Source organism: Pseudomonas sp. LLC-1, assembly GCF_002992185.1.
Lineage (GTDB): Bacteria > Pseudomonadota > Gammaproteobacteria > Pseudomonadales > Pseudomonadaceae > Aquipseudomonas > Aquipseudomonas monteilii.
The window spans coordinates 44,548-62,651 of the sequence record NZ_LUVY01000027.1 but is presented as its reverse complement, the minus strand read 5'-3'; the positions used below and the strand labels follow the sequence as shown (position 1 = coordinate 62,651).

Here is an 18,104-nt window from a genome sequence, read left to right as displayed (position 1 = left end):
CAAGCTATGCGACGTATTGCGGTAATGGGCGCGGCAGGGCGCATGGGCAAGGTGCTGATCGAGGCTGTCCAGCAGCAGGCACCCAAGGCTGGCCTGACGGCTGCCATCCATCGCCCTGACAGCACGCTGGTAGGTGCTGATGCGGGTGAGCTGGCAGGTTTGGGGCGTATTGGTGTGCCGATCTCCGACGACCTGGCCAAGGTGGTTGACGAGTTCGACGTGCTGATCGACTTCACCCATCCGTCGGTTACCCTGAAGAACCTGGCGTTCTGCCGCAAGGCGGGTAAGGCCATGGTGATTGGTACCACCGGTTTCACTGCAGAAGAGAAAGCGCTGCTGTTGGAAGCGGGCAAGGAAATCCCGATCGTGTTCGCGGCCAACTTCAGCGTTGGCGTCAACCTGTGCCTGAAGCTGCTGGATACCGCGGCGCGTGTGCTGGGTGATGATGTGGACATCGAGATTCTCGAAGCGCACCACCGGCACAAGGTTGATGCCCCGTCGGGCACTGCGCTGCGCATGGGTGAAGTGGTTGCCCAGGCGCTGGGTCGTGACCTGAGGGAAGTGGCCGTGTATGGCCGTGAAGGGCAGACCGGTGCGCGTGAGCGCCAGACCATCGGCTTTGCCACGGTGCGTGCCGGTGATGTGGTGGGTGACCATACCGTGCTGTTCGCCGCTGAAGGTGAGCGCGTGGAGATTACCCACAAGGCCTCCAGCCGCATGACCTTTGCCAAGGGTGCCGTGCGTGCGGCGCTGTGGCTGGATGGGCGTGAGCCTGCGCTGTATGACATGCAGGATGTGCTTGAGCTGCATTAAGCCGTTCGAGCGGCGGTTTCTTCGCGGGCTTGCTCGCGGAGAAACCGCCGCCGATGTCAGCCTGTCGCAATCTTGTGTTTTAGAGGCACATCCGCGGTAGACCCAAAACGCACTTTTCTGTAAGCTACAGCTTTAGTGTGTCCACTAAAAGCGCGCAGCGAATTGAATTCAGCACATGAAAGCGGGGTGACGTGTCCATACGTCACTCCGCTTTTTTGCAACCTGCGATCGCCCTTTCATGCTTGATTTACGGGAGGTCTTCTTGACAAAGCCAGCCATACTCGCCCTTGCCGACGGCAGTATTTTCCGCGGTGAAGCTATCGGTGCCGACGGTCAGACCGTTGGTGAGGTGGTATTCAACACCGCTATGACCGGCTACCAGGAAATCCTTACAGACCCTTCCTACGCGCAGCAAATCGTTACCCTGACCTACCCGCACATCGGCAACACCGGCACCACGCCGGAAGATGCCGAGTCGAACCGTGTCTGGTCCGCTGGCCTGGTCATCCGTGACCTGCCGCTGCTGGCCAGCAACTGGCGTAACACCCAGTCGCTGCCTGAGTACCTCAAGGCCAACAACGTCGTTGCCATCGCCGGCATCGACACCCGTCGCCTGACCCGAATCCTGCGTGAAAAGGGCGCCCAGAACGGTTGCATCCTCGCCGGTGACAACATCAGCGAAGAAGCCGCCATCGCCGCCGCCCGCGGCTTCCCGGGCCTGAAGGGCATGGACCTGGCCAAGGTCGTTTCCACCAAGGAACGCTACGAGTGGCGCTCCAGCGTGTGGGAGCTGAAAACCGACAGCCACCCGACCATCGACGCGGCCGACCTGCCGTACCACGTGGTTGCCTTCGACTACGGCGTCAAGCTGAACATCCTGCGCATGCTGGTGGCCCGTGGCTGCCGCGTGACCGTGGTACCAGCCCAGACCCCGGCCAGCGAAGTGCTGGCACTCAACCCGGACGGCGTGTTCCTGTCCAACGGCCCTGGTGACCCTGAGCCGTGCGACTACGCGATCCAGGCGATCAAGGAAATCCTCGAAACCGAGATCCCGGTATTCGGCATCTGCCTCGGCCACCAGTTGCTGGCCCTGGCTTCCGGCGCCAAGACCGTGAAAATGGGCCACGGTCACCACGGTGCCAACCACCCGGTCCAGGACCTGGACACCGGCGTGGTCATGATCACCAGCCAGAACCACGGCTTTGCCGTTGACGAGGCCACCCTGCCGGGCAACGTCCGCGCCATTCACAAGTCGCTGTTCGACGGCACCCTGCAGGGTATCGAGCGCACCGACAAGAGCGCGTTCAGCTTCCAGGGCCACCCTGAAGCGAGCCCAGGCCCGACCGACGTCGCGCCACTGTTCGATCGTTTCACCGATGCCATGGCCAAGCGCCGCTGAGCATCCTGCTTCAAGGCCCCGGGCCGGCTTGCGCCGCGCCCGGAAGCGCCTGACCCAGATTGTTCAAAGCGGCTTGCCGACTGACCCCGGATTTGAGTGACAACCATGCCAAAACGTACAGACATCAAAAGCATCCTGATTCTCGGCGCTGGCCCGATCGTGATCGGCCAGGCCTGCGAATTCGACTACTCCGGCGCCCAGGCTTGTAAAGCCCTGCGCGAGGAAGGTTTCCGCGTCATCCTGGTGAACTCCAACCCAGCCACCATCATGACCGACCCGGCCATGGCCGACGCCACCTACATCGAGCCGATCAAATGGCAGTCGGTGGCCAAGATCATCGAGAAAGAGCGCCCGGACGCCGTCCTGCCGACCATGGGTGGCCAGACCGCACTGAACTGCGCCCTGGACCTGGAGCGCCACGGCGTTCTGGAGAAGTTCGGCGTAGAGATGATCGGTGCCAACGCCGACACCATCGACAAAGCCGAAGACCGTTCGCGCTTCGACAAGGCCATGAAGGACATCGGCCTGGAGTGCCCGCGCTCCGGTATCGCTCACAGCATGGAAGAGGCCAACGCGGTCCTCGAGAAGCTGGGCTTCCCATGCATCATCCGCCCATCGTTCACCATGGGCGGCACTGGCGGTGGTATCGCCTACAACCGTGAAGAATTCGAAGAAATCTGCACCCGTGGTCTGGACCTGTCGCCGACCAAAGAGCTGCTGATCGACGAATCGCTGATCGGCTGGAAAGAGTACGAGATGGAAGTGGTCCGCGACAAAAAGGACAACTGCATCATCGTCTGCTCGATCGAGAACTTCGACCCGATGGGCGTGCACACCGGTGACTCGATCACCGTTGCTCCGGCACAGACCCTGACCGACAAGGAATACCAGATCATGCGCAACGCCTCGCTGGCGGTGCTGCGTGAAATCGGTGTTGAAACCGGCGGTTCCAACGTGCAGTTCGGTATCTGCCCGAACACCGGCCGCATGGTCGTGATCGAGATGAACCCGCGCGTGTCGCGTTCCTCGGCACTGGCCTCCAAGGCTACCGGCTTCCCGATCGCCAAGATCGCTGCCAAGCTGGCCATTGGTTACACCCTCGACGAACTGCAGAACGACATCACCGGCGGCCGCACCCCGGCGTCCTTCGAGCCGTCGATCGACTACGTCGTCACCAAGCTGCCACGCTTCGCCTTCGAGAAATTCCCGAAAGCCGACGCCCGTCTGACCACCCAGATGAAATCCGTGGGTGAAGTCATGGCCATCGGCCGTACCTTCCAGGAATCCCTGCAGAAAGCCCTGCGCGGCCTGGAAGTCGGTGCCTGCGGCCTCGACCCGAAAGTCGATCTGGCCAGCCCGGAGGCTGTCAGCATCCTCAAGCGCGAGCTGACTGTGCCGGGTGCCGAGCGTATCTGGTACGTGGCTGACGCCATGCGTTCCGGCATGACCATCGAGGAAATCTTCGAGCTGACCGGCATCGACCTGTGGTTCCTGGTGCAGATGGAAGACCTGATCAAGGAAGAAGAGAAGGTCAAGACCTTGGCCCTGTCGGCGATCGACAAGGACTACATGCTGCGCCTCAAGCGCAAGGGCTTCTCGGACCAGCGTCTGGCCAAGCTGCTGGGCATCACCGACAAGAACCTGCGCCGTCACCGCCACAAGCTGGAAGTGTTCCCGGTGTACAAGCGCGTCGACACCTGCGCCGCCGAGTTCGCCACCGACACCGCCTACCTGTACTCCACCTACGAGGAAGAGTGCGAGGCCAACCCGTCGACCCGCGACAAGATCATGATCCTGGGCGGTGGCCCGAACCGTATCGGTCAAGGTATCGAGTTCGACTACTGCTGCGTACACGCCGCACTGGCGCTGCGTGAAGACGGTTACGAGACCATCATGGTCAACTGCAACCCGGAAACCGTCTCCACCGACTACGACACCTCCGACCGCCTGTACTTCGAGCCGCTGACCCTGGAAGACGTGCTGGAAGTTTGCCGCGTCGAGAAGCCGAAAGGCGTGATCGTGCACTACGGCGGCCAGACTCCGCTGAAACTGGCCCGTGCCCTGGAAGAAGCCGGCGTACCGATCATCGGTACCAGCCCGGACGCCATCGACCGCGCCGAAGACCGTGAGCGCTTCCAGCAGATGGTTCAGCGCCTGAACCTGCTGCAGCCGCCAAACGCCACCGTACGCAGCGAAGAAGAAGCCATCAGCGCTGCTGGTGGTATCGGTTACCCGCTGGTGGTGCGCCCGTCGTACGTACTGGGTGGCCGCGCCATGGAAATCGTCTACGAACTGGACGAGCTCAAGCGCTACCTGCGTGAAGCCGTACAGGTTTCCAACGACAGCCCGGTACTGCTCGACCACTTCCTCAACTGCGCCATCGAGATGGACGTGGACGCCGTGTGCGACGGTACCGATGTGGTGATCGGCGCAATCATGCAGCACATCGAGCAGGCTGGTGTTCACTCGGGTGACTCGGCGTGCTCGCTGCCACCTTACTCGCTGAGCAAGGAAGTGCAGGACGAAGTTCGCGTACAGGTCAAGAAAATGGCCCTGGAGCTGGGCGTCGTCGGCCTGATGAACGTGCAGCTGGCCCTGCAGGGCGACAAGATCTACGTGATCGAAGTCAACCCGCGCGCCTCGCGTACCGTGCCGTTCGTGTCCAAGTGCATCGGCACTTCCCTGGCCATGATCGCCGCCCGCGTCATGGCTGGCAAAACCCTGAAAGAGCTGGGCTTCACCCAGGAAATCATCCCGAACTTCTACAGCGTCAAGGAAGCCGTCTTCCCGTTCGCCAAGTTCCCGGGGGTTGACCCGATCCTCGGCCCTGAGATGAAATCGACCGGTGAAGTCATGGGCGTGGGTGACAGCTTCGGTGAAGCCTTCGCCAAGGCCCAGATGGGTGCCAGCGAAGTGCTGCCGACCGGCGGTACCGCGTTCATCAGCGTGCGTGACGACGACAAGCCACAAGTGGCTGGCGTTGCCCGCGACCTGATCGCCCTGGGCTTCGAAGTGGTTGCAACTGCTGGCACCGCCAAGGTTATCGAAGCGGCTGGCCTGAAAGTACGCCGTGTGAACAAGGTGACCGAAGGTCGCCCGCACGTGGTCGACATGATCAAGAACGACGAAGTGTCGCTGATCATCAACACCACCGAAGGCCGCCAGTCGATCGCCGATTCCTACTCGATTCGTCGCAATGCGCTGCAGCACAAGATTTACTGCACCACCACCATTGCGGCCGGTGAAGCCATCTGCGAAGCGCTGAAGTTTGGTCCGGAAAAGACCGTTCGTCGCTTGCAAGATCTGCATGCAGGACTGAAAGCATGAGCATTACCAAGTACCCGATGACCGTCCAGGGCGCTCGCGCCCTGGAAGAGGAGCACCTGTTCCTGAGCAAGACCGAGCGCCCGCGCCTGAGCCAGGCAATCGGCGAAGCGCGCGAACTGGGAGACCTCAAGGAAAACGCCGAATACCATGCTGCCCGCGAAGAGCAGGGCATGGTCGAGGCGCGTATCCGCGATATCGAAGGCCGCCTGCAGAACTCGGTCGTGATCGATGTGACCACGATCCCTCACACCGGCAAGGTGATTTTCGGTACCACCGTGGTACTGGCCAACACCGAAACCGATGAAGAGGTGACCTACCAGATCGTCGGCGAGGATGAAGCCGACGTGAAACAGGGCAAACTCTCGAGCGGTGCGCCGATTGCCCGTGCCATCATCGGCAAGGAAGAAGGTGATACTGTCGTCGTCAAGACGCCTAGCGGCACGGTCGAGTACGAGATTGTCGAAGTCAAGCACATCTGACCGGCGCCTGCGGGCGCCATCCCTCGAGGGGATCCTCTGGCAACTGGCCCAGGTTTTCTGGGTCGGTGGCCTGTGGGTGTTTCATGTAGGGCTGGTGCCTGCGCTCAAGGTCAGTGGCCTGGCGCCGCTGCTGGTGCAGGATATCGCCGGGCAGATCGACCGCTGGTTGATCGGTGTGGCGTTGCTTGGCTTGTTGACCCAGCTGGCAGTGCTGGCAAGGGTGGACGGCCTGGCGGCCTGGTGGCGGCAGTTCCGTGGCCAGATGCTGTTGCTCGGCTTCGGCGCCTGCGTGGGGTACTACACCTTGCGCTACGGTATTTCCGTGGGCGAGCGCTGGCAGATGTTCTGCTTCCTGGTACTGGGCTTTTCCGGCATCGTGCTGGTGGCCCAGCCGGTGCCGGTCAGGGCGCGTTCGCCGCGCCACTGACCGGAGCCACCGTTACTTGTAGCGGTGGATGTTGGACAGCTGCTTGTTCGGCTGTGGATTCTTGCGGTAGATCAGGGCTTTCTTGCCAATGGTCTGCACCAGCTCGGCACGGCCAGCCTTGCACAGCTCGGCAATGGTTTCGGCGCGTTCTTCGCGGTCTTCCGAGCGAATCTCGACCTTGATCAGTTCATGGTCGACCAGCGCGCGTTCCAGTTCGGCGATGACGCCCTCATTCAAACCGTTGCCAGCAACGATCAGGACCGGCTTCAGGTCATGACCAATGGACTTGTATTGCTTCTTCTGCTCGTTATTGAGCGGCATAATCTGACCCTTTCCGTCTGATTCTGTAAAATTGACGGGCATTTTACCCGAGGGCCACCGGCTCCGCCCAGTCAATCACGACGCATATCATCGAGGTGCCCCGTGGTACAACGTTCCAAAAGCAGCGCAAACTGGCTGCGAGAGCATTTCAACGATCCTTTTGTGAAGCAGGCGCAGAAGGATGGCTACCGCTCGCGTGCGAGCTACAAACTGCTTGAGATCCAGGAAAAGGACCGGCTGATCCGTCCAGGCATGAGCGTAATCGACCTCGGTGCGGCCCCGGGGGGCTGGTCGCAGGTGACCAGTCGTCTGATTGGTGGCCAGGGCAGGCTGATCGCGTCCGACATCCTGGAAATGGACTCGATCGCCGACGTGACCTTCATCCAGGGCGATTTCACCCACGACGAAGTCCTGCAGCGCATTCTCGAAGCGGTCGGTGATTCGCACGTAGACCTTGTGATTTCCGACATGGCCCCCAATATGAGTGGTACGCCTGCGGTGGACATACCGCGCGCCATGTTCCTCTGCGAGCTGGCCCTCGATCTGGCAACCCGCGTGCTCAAGCCCGGCGGCGACTTCCTGATCAAGATTTTCCAGGGCGAAGGTTTTGACGTGTACCTGAAGGACGTGCGCAGCAAGTTCGACAAGGTGCAGATGCGCAAGCCGTCGTCGTCGCGGGACCGTTCCCGTGAGCAGTACCTGTTGGGCAGGGGCTTCAAAGGGGCGTGAAAGGTGTGAAGCGGGGTGGCCGATAGTTAATTCCAATCGGCCACTGCGTCAGGATTGTCCGAACTTCGTGTAGTCTAGCTTTCACAAAGGGTTACAGACGGTGCCTGCGGCTGCGTGGGTAATGTAGTAAGTTAGGGCGATGAATATCATGCGAGGCACGGCTGCGTCGTGCGCCGGCCTCAGAGGGTAGCGAATTGAACGACATGGCAAAGAATCTGATCCTGTGGTTGATCATCGCAGCTGTCCTGGTGACAGTGATGAACAACTTCTCCAGCCCTAACGAGCCGCAGACCCTCAACTACTCCGACTTCATCCAGCAGGTCAAGGATGGCAAGGTCGAGCGTGTGACCGTCGACGGCTACATCATTACCGGCAAGCGCGCCGACGGCGACAACTTCAAGACCGTGCGCCCGGCCATTACCGACAATGGCCTGATCGGTGACCTGGTCGATAACCATGTCATCATCGAAGGCAAGCAGCCTGAGCAGCAGAGCATCTGGACGCAACTGCTGGTGGCGAGCTTCCCGATCCTGGTCATCATTGCCGTGTTCATGTTCTTCATGCGCCAGATGCAAGGCGGTGCGGGCGGCAAGGGCGGGCCGATGAGCTTTGGCAAGAGCAAGGCGCGCCTGCTGTCCGAAGACCAGGTCAAGACCACGCTGGCCGATGTTGCCGGCTGCGACGAGGCCAAGGAAGAGGTTGGCGAGCTGGTCGAGTTCCTGCGTGATCCGGGCAAATTCCAGCGTCTGGGCGGCCGCATTCCGCGCGGTGTGCTGATGGTTGGTCCGCCAGGTACCGGTAAGACCCTGCTGGCCAAGGCAATTGCCGGCGAAGCGAAAGTACCGTTCTTCACCATTTCCGGTTCGGACTTCGTGGAAATGTTCGTAGGTGTCGGTGCCAGCCGTGTGCGCGACATGTTCGAACAGGCCAAGAAGCACGCTCCATGCATCATCTTCATCGACGAGATCGACGCTGTGGGTCGCCACCGTGGCGCCGGCATGGGCGGCGGTCACGACGAGCGTGAACAAACCCTCAACCAGTTGCTGGTAGAGATGGACGGCTTCGAGATGAACGATGGCATCATCGTCATCGCTGCTACCAACCGACCGGACGTACTCGACCCGGCGCTGCTTCGTCCTGGCCGTTTCGACCGCCAGGTGGTGGTAGGCCTGCCAGACATCCGCGGTCGCGAACAGATCCTCAAGGTGCACATGCGCAAAGTGCCGGTCGGCGAAAACGTCAACCCGGCGGTCATTGCCCGTGGTACCCCTGGCTTCTCCGGTGCCGACCTGGCCAACCTGGTCAACGAGGCCTCGCTGTTTGCCGCACGCTCCAACAAGCGCCTGGTCGAAATGAAAGAGTTCGAGCTGGCCAAGGACAAGATCATGATGGGCGCCGAGCGCAAAACCATGGTCATGTCCGAGAAAGAAAAGCGCAACACTGCCTACCATGAGGCTGGCCACGCCATTGTTGGTCGCCTGGTGCCTGAGCACGACCCGGTCTACAAGGTTTCCATCATTCCGCGCGGTCGCGCCCTGGGTGTGACCATGTTCCTGCCGGAAGAAGACCGCTACAGCCTGTCCAAGCGTGCGCTGATCAGCCAGATCTGCTCGCTGTACGGTGGCCGTATCGCCGAAGAAATGACCCTGGGCTTCGATGGCGTCACTACCGGTGCGTCCAACGACATCATGCGTGCCAGCCAGATCGCGCGGAACATGGTCACCAAATGGGGCCTGTCCGAGAAACTCGGGCCGCTGATGTACGCAGAAGAAGAGGGTGAGGTGTTCCTCGGTCGTAGCGCCGGCAGCCAGCACGCCAGTGTTTCTGGCGAGACTGCCAAGCTGATCGACTCCGAGGTGCGCAGCATCATCGATCAGTGCTACGCCACGGCCAAGCAATTGCTGATCGACAACCGCGACAAGCTCGAAGCGATGACCGAAGCGCTGATGAAGTATGAGACCATTGATGCCGATCAGATCGACGACATCATGGCTGGGCGTACGCCGCGCGAACCGCGTGACTGGGACGATGACAAGGATTCGGGTACGCCTGCGGCCCAGAATGACCGTCCGGAATCGCCAATCGGCGGCCCAGCAGCTCAACACTAAGGGCATCTATGAGCTCAGCGCAGTACCCGACCCGGTTGCCTTGCGGCAACCGGGTTCTTGATTTGTCGCGTACCCATGTCATGGGTATTCTCAATATCACCCCCGATTCCTTTTCCGATGGCGGACGCTTCAGTCAGCGCGACGAGGCTCTGCGCCATGCCGAGGCAATGGTCGCCGCCGGCGCCACGCTGATCGACATCGGTGGCGAGTCCACGCGCCCTGGTGCGCGGGCGGTATCGGTAACCGAGGAGCTGGAGCGTGTCGCGCCGATGGTCGAGGCAATCAACAGCCGCCTCGATGTGGTCATCTCGGTCGATACCTCTACACCGGCCGTCATCCGTGAATCGGCCCGTCTCGGTGCCGGGCTCATCAATGACGTGCGCGCCCTGGAGCGCGATGGCGCTCTGGACGCTGCGGCAGATACCGGCCTGCCGGTGTGCCTCATGCACATGCGTGGCGAGCCGGGTAACATGCAGGACGACCCGCATTACGATGATGTGACCGCTGACGTTACGCGTTATCTTGAGCAGCGGATGGCCGCCTGTGCGGCGGCGGGCATCGACGCAAACAGAATCATCCTTGACCCGGGCTTTGGTTTCGCCAAGACACTGGCGCACAACCTGAGCCTGTTCAAGCACATGGAAGCGCTCTATCGCCTTGGGCGCCCGCTGCTGGTGGGCGTTTCACGAAAGAGCATGATCGGCCTGACGCTGGAACGTCCGGTCGGCGAGCGGTTGTACGGCAGCCTTGCGCTGGCGGCGTTGGCCATGACCAAGGGGGCGAGCATCCTTCGTGTCCATGACGTGGCTGAAACTGTCGATGTGGTGCGCATGATTGCTGCGGTACAAAACGCCGAATAAGAACATTGGAGTCCCTATGAGCAGAAAATACTTTGGTACCGACGGCATTCGTGGCCGCGTCGGCGAATACCCGATCACGCCTGACTTCATGCTGAAGCTGGGTTGGGCGGCCGGCATGGCCTTCCGCAAGCAAGGCCATTGCCGGGTGTTGGTGGGCAAGGACACGCGTATCTCCGGCTACATGTTCGAGTCTGCACTCGAAGCCGGCCTGGCCGCGGCAGGTGCCGACGTCATGCTGCTGGGGCCAATGCCTACGCCGGCCATCGCCTATCTGACGCGCACGTTCCATGCCCAGGCTGGCATTGTCATCAGTGCCTCGCACAACCCGCATGAAGACAACGGCATCAAGTTCTTCTCCGGTCAGGGCACCAAGCTGCCGGACGAAGTCGAGCTGATGATCGAAGAGCTGCTCGACCAGCCGATGACCGTGGTCGACTCGGGCAAGCTGGGCAAGGTTTCGCGCATCAACGACGCTGCCGGCCGTTATATCGAGTTCTGCAAGAGCAGTGTACCCACGGGTACTGGCTTTGAAGGCCTCAAGCTGGTGGTCGATTGCGCCCACGGTGCCACCTACAAGGTTGCGCCGAGCGTGTTCCGTGAGTTGGGCGCCGACGTGACCGTGCTGCATGCACAGCCGGATGGCCTGAACATCAACGAAGGTTGCGGCTCGACCCACATCGAATCGCTGCAGGCTGCCGTATTGGTAGGCCATGCCGACCTTGGTATTGCCTTCGACGGTGACGGCGATCGCGTGCTGATGGTCGACCACACCGGCGCCATCGTCGATGGTGACGAGTTGCTGTTCATCATCGCCCGGGATCTGCACGACCGCGGCAAGCTGCAGGGCGGGGTAGTGGGTACGCTGATGAGCAACCTGGGTCTGGAGCTGGCGCTGAAGGACCTGGATATCCCGTTCGTGCGGGCCAAGGTCGGTGACCGTTACGTCATGGCCGAGCTGTTTGAGCGTGAGTGGCTGGTCGGTGGCGAAAACTCCGGCCACGTCGTGTGCTGCAACCACACCACTACTGGTGATGCGATCATCGCCGCGCTGCAGGTGCTGATGGCGCTCAAGCGCCGTGGCGAAACCCTTGCCCAGGCCCGCCAGGCCCTGCGCAAGTGCCCGCAGGTGCTGATCAACGTGCGCTTCGGCGCCAGCAAGGTCGACCCGCTGGAGCACCCGGCCGTCAAGGAAGCCAGTGCCAAGGTGACCGAGGCGCTGGCGGGCCGTGGCCGTGTGCTGTTGCGCAAATCCGGTACCGAGCCACTGGTTCGGGTGATGGTCGAGGGCGAGGACGAAAACCAGGTGCGTATGCACGCTGAAGCGCTGGCCAAACTGGTCGGCGAAGTTTGTGTCTGAAGGCGCTTGCCAGCGCAGATCTGGTTGGGTAAGATCTGCGCCCACTTTGACCGACGAGGTAAAGCATGCGTCGCCCTATGGTAGCTGGTAACTGGAAGATGCACGGTACCCGCGCTAGCGTCGCTGAGCTGACCGAAGGCTTGAGTAATCTCGCCTTGCCGAGCGGAGTGGAAGTCGCGGTATTTCCACCGGCCTTGTTCATCAATCAAGTGATCGATGGCCTGGCAGGTAAAGAAATTACTGTTGGCGCACAGAATTCTGCTGTACAACCCGAACAGGGTGCGCTGACCGGGGAAGTTGCTCCCGAGCAGCTGGTTGAAGCGGGTTGCAAGTTGGTGTTGATTGGTCATTCGGAGCGTCGCCAGATCATTGGTGAAACAGACGAAGTGCTCAATCGCAAGTTTGCAGCAGCGCAGGCCAAAGGTTTGAAGCCAGTGCTTTGCATCGGGGAAACCCTTGAAGAGCGCGAGGCTGGCAAGACGCTTGAAGTTGTCGGGCGTCAACTAAGCAGTATCATCGAAGCATTCGGTGTTAAGGCTTTTGCCAATGCAGTAATTGCCTATGAGCCTGTATGGGCCATCGGTACTGGCCTGACGGCCACGCCACAGCAGGCCCAGGATGTGCATGCCGCCATCCGCGGCCAGCTGGCGGCAGAAGATGCTGAAGTGGCTGCGAAGGTGCAGTTGCTCTACGGCGGCAGCGTGAAGGCGGCCAATGCGGCCGAACTGTTCGGCATGCCGGATATCGATGGGGGTCTCATTGGTGGGGCTTCCCTGAACGCAGACGAATTCGGTGCAATTTGTCGCGCCGCAGGAAACTGAACAAATGCTGGAAACAGTCATCGTTGTTTTTCATCTGTTGGCAGCGCTGTCGCTAGTAGTGCTGGTTCTGTTGCAACAGGGTAAAGGTGCTGAAGCAGGTGCATCTTTCGGCGCGGGTGCCTCAAACACCGTATTCGGAAGCCAGGGCTCTGCAACGTTCCTAAGTAAATTAACTGCTATACTCGCTGCCACTTTCTTTTTGACAGCACTTGGGTTAGGATACTTCGCGAAGCAACAAGCTCACCAGCTTAGCCAAGCAGGTCTTCCAGATCCAGCAGTGCTAGAAGTGAAAGAGCCGCAGAAACCGGCAGTTAATGATGATGTACCGGTGCTCCAGCAGCAGAAGAGCGAAACCACCAGCAACTCGGGTGATGTACCTCCTCCGGCACAAGAGCAGAAGTAACGGGTTTCAAGTAGTAGTATTGCCGAGGTGGTGGAATTGGTAGACACGCAACCTTGAGGTGGTTGTGCCCATAGGGTGTAGGGGTTCGAGTCCCCTTCTCGGTACCAATTAAAGCTTGAGAGCCCGCTTTAGCGGGCTTTCTTGCAGGTGAAGGTTCGGATTTGACCCTCAACAGGGTTCGGTCTTATACTTTTGCCCCAGCTTTGTCGCGGGGTGGAGCAGCTTGGTAGCTCGTCGGGCTCATAACCCGAAGGTCGTTGGTTCAAATCCAGCCCCCGCAACCAGCTTCAGCGGAGCCCCTTTTCAGGGGCTTTTTGCTAACCGAACAGTTTTCGGCGTCGTTGTCCAACGGCGCTTTCAGGGATGGGCGCTTCGCCCATTTTTTATTTGCACAGCATGCACGAGGGGGTTCAGGTGTCGAGCAAGCTAGAACAGTTGCAGGCCTTGTTGGCCCCGGTTGTCGAGGGTCTGGGCTATCAGTGCTGGGGGATCGAGTTCGTTTCCCAGGGTAAGCATTCGGTACTGCGCATCTACATCGACAAGGAAGGTGGCATCCTGGTGGACGACTGCGAAGCGGTCAGCCGTCAGGCCAGCGCAATCCTCGATGTGGAAGATCCAATCAGCAGTGAGTACACCCTCGAGGTGTCTTCTCCAGGCATGGATCGCCCACTGTTCACTCTGGAACAGTTTGCCTCGCATGCCGGCGAACAAGTGAAGATCAAGCTGCGCTCACCCTTCGAGGGTCGTCGTAACTTCCAGGGCCTTCTCCGCGGTGTGGAGGAGCAGGACGTGGTGGTCCAGGTGGACAACCAGGAGTTCCTGTTGCCGATCGACTCGATCGACAAGGCCAATATTATTCCCAGTTTTGACTGAGACGTGCCGGGCCCGGTGAACTGTCCGGGCCCAATGGCTTGCGCAAGGCGAGGCGTACGATGAGCAAAGAAGTACTGCTGGTTGTTGAATCGGTATCCAACGAAAAAGGTGTACCGCCCGGCGTCATTTTCGAAGCGCTGGAAGTGGCTCTGGCCACTGCAACCAAAAAACGTTTTGAAGACGAAGTCGACCTGCGTGTGGAAATCAACCGCCACACCGGTAGCTACGAGACTTTCCGTCGCTGGACCGTGGTCGACGAAGCCGATCTTGATGATCCGGCAATCGAGACCTGGCTGGACAAGATCAAGGACACCCACCCTGAAGCCAAGGTCGGTGACGTGATCGAAGAGAAGATCGAGTCCATCGAGTTCGGTCGTATCGCCGCCCAGACCGCCAAGCAGGTCATCGTGCAGAAGGTCCGTGAGGCCGAGCGTGCGCAGGTGGTCGATGCCTACCGTGAGCGCGTTGGCGAGATCATCTCCGGCACCGTCAAAAAGGTTACCCGCGACAACGTTATCGTTGACCTGGGCAACAACGCCGAGGCCCTGCTGGCCCGCGAAGACATCATTCCGCGCGAAACCTTCCGTGTTGGCGTGCGCCTGCGTGCGCTGCTCAAGGAAATTCGCACCGAAAACCGTGGCCCACAGCTGATCCTGTCGCGCACCGCGCCGCAGATGCTGATCGAGCTTTTCCGCATTGAAGTGCCGGAAATTGCCGAGGGCCTGATCGAAGTCATGGCTGCTTCCCGTGATCCGGGTTCGCGAGCCAAGATCGCCGTCCGCTCCAAGGACAAGCGCATCGACCCGCAAGGCGCCTGTATCGGCATGCGTGGTTCGCGCGTCCAGGCCGTATCCGGGGAGCTGGGTGGTGAGCGTGTGGATATCGTCCTGTGGGACGATAACCCGGCGCAGTTCGTCATCAACGCCATGTCGCCGGCTGAAGTCGCGGCGATCATCGTTGATGAAGATGCCCATGCCATGGACATCGCCGTCGCCGAGGACAACCTGGCTCAGGCCATTGGCCGTGGTGGTCAGAACGTTCGTTTGGCCAGTCAGCTGACCGGCTGGACCCTGAACGTGATGACCGAGAAGGACATCCAGGCCAAGCAGCAGGCCGAAACCGGTGACATCCTGCGTAACTTCATCGATGAGCTGGAAGTCGACGAGGAGCTGGCCCAAGTGCTGGTCGACGAAGGCTTCACCAGCCTCGAAGAAATTGCCTACGTACCGTTGGAAGAAATGCTCAACATCGATGGCTTTGACGAAGATATCGTCAATGAGCTCCGCGCTCGAGCCAAGGACCGTTTGTTGACCAAGGCCATCGCTACCGAAGAAAAACTGGCAGACGCCCACCCGGCCGAAGACCTGCTCTCCCTTGAGGGCATGGACAAGGACCTGGCGGCTGAACTGGCGGTGCGCGGCGTGGTTAACCGCGAAGACCTGGCCGAGCAGTCGATCGACGATCTGCTCGACATCGACGGCATCGACGAAGAGCGTGCCGGCAAGTTGATCATGGCCGCCCGAGCCCATTGGTTCGAGTAATTAGGCGCGGCCTGAGGAGAGAAGTGCATGACGCAAGTCACGGTGAAAGAACTGGCCCAAGAGGTCGAGGCACCGGTAGAGCGCCTGCTGCAGCAGATGCGTGAGGCAGGTCTGCCGCACACCGACGCCGGTCAGGTAGTGACCGACAATGAGAAGCAGACCCTGCTGACTCATTTGAAGAGCAGCCACAAGAGCAAGGCGGAAGAGCCGCGCAAGATTACCTTGCAGCGCAAAACCACCAGCACGCTGCGTGTCGCCGGTAGCAAGAGCATCAGCGTAGAAGTACGCAAGAAGAAAGTATTCGTGCAGCGCAGCCCGGAAGAAATCCAGGCTGAGCAGAAGCGTGAGCTGGATGAGCGCCGCGCGGCTGAAAATGCCGCTCGCGACAAGGTCGAGGCCGAAGTTCGCCAGCGCAACGAAGAGCAGGCTCGCCGTCAGGCCGCCGAAGCTGCTGCATCCGCACCTGCGCCAGCCGCCAAGCCTGAGCCGGCGCCTGCCGCTGCTCCGGCCCCGGTAGTCGCCGACGCCCCGGCGTCCGAAGACGCCGCAGCCCGTGCTGCCGAGCGCAAGAAGGACGAAGCCCGTCGCAACGAAGGCCGTACCCGTGACGAAGACCGTCGTGGCGGCGAGCGTCGTGGCGAAGCCCCGCGCGTGTCGATCAAGGTCAAGGTCAAGGAGAAGGAAAAGGCTCCGACTCCACGTGCCGCACCGCGCACCACCGATGAAGAAAGCGATGGCGTACGCCGTGGCCGCGGTGGCAAGAGCAAGCTGAAGAAGCGCAACCAGCACGGCTTCCAGAACCCGACTGGCCCCATCATCCGTGATGTAACCATCGGCGAGACCATCACGGTCTCTGAACTGGCCAACCAGATGTCCGTCAAGGGCGCTGAAGTCGTCAAGTTCATGTTCAAGCTGGGCACCCCGGTTACCATCAACCAGGTGCTCGACCAGGAAACCGCTCAGCTGATCGCAGAAGAGCTGGGCCACAAGGTCACCCTGGTCAGCGATACCGCACTGGAAGACTCCCTGGCCGAATCGCTCAAGTTCGAAGGCCAGACCGAGTCGCGTGCACCGGTCGTTACCGTCATGGGTCACGTTGACCACGGTAAGACCTCGCTGCTCGACTACATCCGTCGTGCCAAGGTGGCTGCTGGCGAAGCCGGTGGTATTACCCAGCACATCGGTGCGTACCACGTGGAAACCGACCGTGGCATGGTCACCTTCCTCGACACCCCTGGCCACGCCGCGTTTACCGCCATGCGTGCCCGTGGTGCCAAGGCCACCGACATCGTCATCCTGGTGGTGGCGGCGGACGACGGCGTGATGCCGCAAACCCGCGAAGCGGTTCAGCATGCCAAGGCAGCTGGCGTTCCGCTGGTGGTTGCAGTGAACAAGATCGACAAGCCGGGTGCCGACCTCGATCGCATCCGCAACGAGCTGGCCGTCGAAGGCGTTACCTCCGAGGACTGGGGTGGTGACACACCGTTCGTCAAGGTTTCGGCGAAGATGGGTACCGGTGTTGACGAGCTGCTCGAAGCCGTGCTGCTGCAGGCCGAGATTCTCGAACTGACCGCTACCCCGACCGCTCCAGGTCGTGGCGTGGTCGTTGAATCGCGCCTGGACAAGGGCCGCGGCCCGGTGGCGACCATCCTGGTTCAGGACGGTACCCTGCGTCAGGGCGACATGGTCCTGTGCGGTTCCAACTATGGCCGCGTGCGCGCCATGCTCGACGAGAACGGCAAGCCTGTGAAGGAAGCCGGCCCGTCGATCCCGGTCGAAATCCTCGGCCTGGACGGTACTCCGGAAGCCGGTGACGAGCTGTCCGTGGTTGCCGACGAGAAGAAAGCCCGCGAAGTTGCCCTGTTCCGTCAAGGCAAGTACCGCGAGGTCAAGCTGGCACGTGCTCACGCCGGCAAGCTGGAAAACATCTTCGAGACCATGGGTCAGGAAGAGAAGAAGACCCTCAACATCGTCCTCAAGACCGACGTGCGCGGTTCCCTGGAAGCACTGCAGGGCTCGCTCGGCAGCCTGGGTAACGACGAAGTTCAGGTGCGCGTGATTGGTGGCGGCGTCGGTGGTATCACCGAAAGCGACGCCAACCTGGCGCTGGCTTCGAATGCAGTACTGTTCGGCTTCAACGTGCGTGCCGATGCCGGCGCCCGCAAGATCGTCGAGCAGGAAGGTCTGGATATGCGTTACTACAACGTGATCTACGACATCATCGAAGACGTCAAGAAGGCCCTGACCGGTATGCTGGGCAGCGATGTTCGCGAGAACATCCTGGGCGTTGCCGAAGTACGTGACGTGTTCCGTTCGCCGAAGTTCGGCGCCATCGCTGGCTGTATGGTCATCGAGGGTACCGTGTACCGCAACCGTCCGATCCGCGTACTGCGCGAAGACGTTGTGATCTTCGAAGGCGAGCTGGAATCGCTGCGTCGCTTCAAGGACGATGCCTCCGAAGTGCGTAACGGCATGGAGTGCGGTATTGGCGTCAAGAGCTACAACGACGTCAAGGTCGGCGACAAGATCGAAGTCTTCGAGAAAGTCCAGGTTGCTCGTACCCTCTAAGGGTGAGCTGGCTGCAAACCGCTTCTCTACGCGGCGGTTTTCAGCACCTCTACAGGTAGCGCCCGGTCAGGCATTGGT

The 18,104-nt window shown here is 60.7% G+C and carries 15 protein-coding genes and 2 tRNA genes; 16 read left to right on the top strand and 1 reads right to left on the bottom strand.

Annotation, left to right across the window (positions count from 1 at the left end):
- Positions 1-6 precede the first annotated feature (6 nt).
- The 5 genes from dapB (at position 7) to A0O30_RS26590 (ending at position 6,445) form a co-directional block, all read left to right on the top strand.
- On the top strand, positions 7-813 hold the full coding sequence (dapB, locus tag A0O30_RS26610) for a 4-hydroxy-tetrahydrodipicolinate reductase (protein WP_105948693.1): 807 nt from the start codon (positions 7-9) through the stop codon (positions 811-813).
- A gap of 262 nt (positions 814-1,075) precedes the next feature.
- Entirely contained in the window at positions 1,076-2,212 is a 1,137-nt protein-coding gene (gene carA, locus A0O30_RS26605; RefSeq protein WP_003249935.1) for a glutamine-hydrolyzing carbamoyl-phosphate synthase small subunit, read from the top strand.
- Between the two features lie 105 nt (positions 2,213-2,317).
- The gene (carB, locus tag A0O30_RS26600; protein ID WP_105948692.1) at positions 2,318-5,539 is read left to right on the top strand and encodes a carbamoyl-phosphate synthase large subunit; all 3,222 of its coding nucleotides are present in this window, start codon (positions 2,318-2,320) and stop codon (positions 5,537-5,539) included.
- Between the two features lie 2 nt (positions 5,540-5,541).
- Entirely contained in the window at positions 5,542-6,018 is a 477-nt protein-coding gene (gene greA / locus A0O30_RS26595) for a transcription elongation factor GreA (protein WP_024717413.1), read from the top strand.
- Complete coding sequence (locus A0O30_RS26590; RefSeq protein ID WP_012053750.1) at positions 5,996-6,445, top strand: hypothetical protein; 450 nt, start codon at positions 5,996-5,998, stop codon at positions 6,443-6,445. The genes greA and A0O30_RS26590 overlap by 23 nt, the downstream gene beginning before the upstream one ends.
- A gap of 12 nt (positions 6,446-6,457) precedes the next feature.
- On the opposite strand, the gene yhbY is transcribed toward A0O30_RS26590, so the two are convergent.
- On the bottom strand, positions 6,458-6,766 hold the full coding sequence (yhbY, locus tag A0O30_RS26585) for a ribosome assembly RNA-binding protein YhbY (RefSeq protein WP_003249945.1): 309 nt from the start codon (positions 6,764-6,766) through the stop codon (positions 6,458-6,460).
- A 102-nt stretch (positions 6,767-6,868) separates the two neighbouring features.
- Here yhbY and rlmE point away from each other — a divergent pair, with 102 nt between their 5' ends.
- From rlmE to infB, 11 genes are all read left to right on the top strand, one after another.
- The gene (gene rlmE, locus A0O30_RS26580) at positions 6,869-7,495 is read left to right on the top strand and encodes a 23S rRNA (uridine(2552)-2'-O)-methyltransferase RlmE (RefSeq protein ID WP_012274251.1); all 627 of its coding nucleotides are present in this window, start codon (positions 6,869-6,871) and stop codon (positions 7,493-7,495) included.
- A 203-nt stretch (positions 7,496-7,698) separates the two neighbouring features.
- A complete protein-coding gene (gene ftsH / locus A0O30_RS26575) occupies positions 7,699-9,603 on the top strand; it encodes an ATP-dependent zinc metalloprotease FtsH (RefSeq protein WP_105948691.1) in 1,905 nt (634 codons plus the stop codon).
- A gap of 8 nt (positions 9,604-9,611) precedes the next feature.
- Entirely contained in the window at positions 9,612-10,463 is an 852-nt protein-coding gene (gene folP / locus A0O30_RS26570; protein WP_105948690.1) for a dihydropteroate synthase, read from the top strand.
- 16 nt (positions 10,464-10,479) lie between these two features.
- Positions 10,480-11,820, top strand: a complete 1,341-nt coding sequence (glmM, locus tag A0O30_RS26565; protein WP_105948689.1) for a phosphoglucosamine mutase — start codon at positions 10,480-10,482, stop codon at positions 11,818-11,820.
- Between the two features lie 65 nt (positions 11,821-11,885).
- Positions 11,886-12,641, top strand: a complete 756-nt coding sequence (gene tpiA / locus A0O30_RS26560) for a triose-phosphate isomerase (RefSeq protein ID WP_086977100.1) — start codon at positions 11,886-11,888, stop codon at positions 12,639-12,641.
- A 4-nt stretch (positions 12,642-12,645) separates the two neighbouring features.
- The gene (secG, locus tag A0O30_RS26555; protein ID WP_016712084.1) at positions 12,646-13,044 is read left to right on the top strand and encodes a preprotein translocase subunit SecG; all 399 of its coding nucleotides are present in this window, start codon (positions 12,646-12,648) and stop codon (positions 13,042-13,044) included.
- A 21-nt stretch (positions 13,045-13,065) separates the two neighbouring features.
- Positions 13,066-13,151: transfer RNA gene (locus A0O30_RS26550), tRNA-Leu, on the top strand.
- 100 nt (positions 13,152-13,251) lie between these two features.
- Positions 13,252-13,328: transfer RNA gene (locus A0O30_RS26545), tRNA-Met, on the top strand.
- A gap of 130 nt (positions 13,329-13,458) precedes the next feature.
- Entirely contained in the window at positions 13,459-13,917 is a 459-nt protein-coding gene (gene rimP, locus A0O30_RS26540; RefSeq protein WP_009685348.1) for a ribosome maturation factor RimP, read from the top strand.
- A gap of 59 nt (positions 13,918-13,976) precedes the next feature.
- Positions 13,977-15,458 carry a transcription termination factor NusA gene (gene nusA / locus A0O30_RS26535; RefSeq protein WP_009685349.1) on the top strand — a complete coding sequence of 494 codons (1,482 nt, stop codon included), beginning with the start codon at positions 13,977-13,979 and terminating at the stop codon, positions 15,456-15,458.
- Between the two features lie 27 nt (positions 15,459-15,485).
- Complete coding sequence (gene infB, locus A0O30_RS26530) at positions 15,486-18,026, top strand: translation initiation factor IF-2 (RefSeq protein ID WP_060498442.1); 2,541 nt, start codon at positions 15,486-15,488, stop codon at positions 18,024-18,026.
- The last annotated feature ends 78 nt before the right edge of the window (positions 18,027-18,104 follow it).

Excerpts from the sequence above, each read along its gene's own strand:
- dapB (WP_105948693.1), top strand. The coding sequence starts at position 7 with ATGCGACGTATTGCGGTAATGGGCGCGGCAGGGCGCATGGGCAAGGTG.
- carB (WP_105948692.1), top strand. The coding sequence starts at position 2,318 with ATGCCAAAACGTACAGACATCAAAAGCATCCTGATTCTCGGCGCTGGC.
- yhbY (WP_003249945.1), bottom strand. The coding sequence starts at position 6,766 with ATGCCGCTCAATAACGAGCAGAAGAAGCAATACAAGTCCATTGGTCAT.
- ftsH (WP_105948691.1), top strand. The coding sequence starts at position 7,699 with ATGGCAAAGAATCTGATCCTGTGGTTGATCATCGCAGCTGTCCTGGTG.
- folP (WP_105948690.1), top strand. The coding sequence starts at position 9,612 with ATGAGCTCAGCGCAGTACCCGACCCGGTTGCCTTGCGGCAACCGGGTT.
- glmM (WP_105948689.1), top strand. The coding sequence starts at position 10,480 with ATGAGCAGAAAATACTTTGGTACCGACGGCATTCGTGGCCGCGTCGGC.
- tpiA (WP_086977100.1), top strand. The coding sequence starts at position 11,886 with ATGCGTCGCCCTATGGTAGCTGGTAACTGGAAGATGCACGGTACCCGC.
- secG (WP_016712084.1), top strand. The coding sequence starts at position 12,646 with ATGCTGGAAACAGTCATCGTTGTTTTTCATCTGTTGGCAGCGCTGTCG.
- nusA (WP_009685349.1), top strand. The coding sequence starts at position 13,977 with ATGAGCAAAGAAGTACTGCTGGTTGTTGAATCGGTATCCAACGAAAAA.
- infB (WP_060498442.1), top strand. The coding sequence starts at position 15,486 with ATGACGCAAGTCACGGTGAAAGAACTGGCCCAAGAGGTCGAGGCACCG.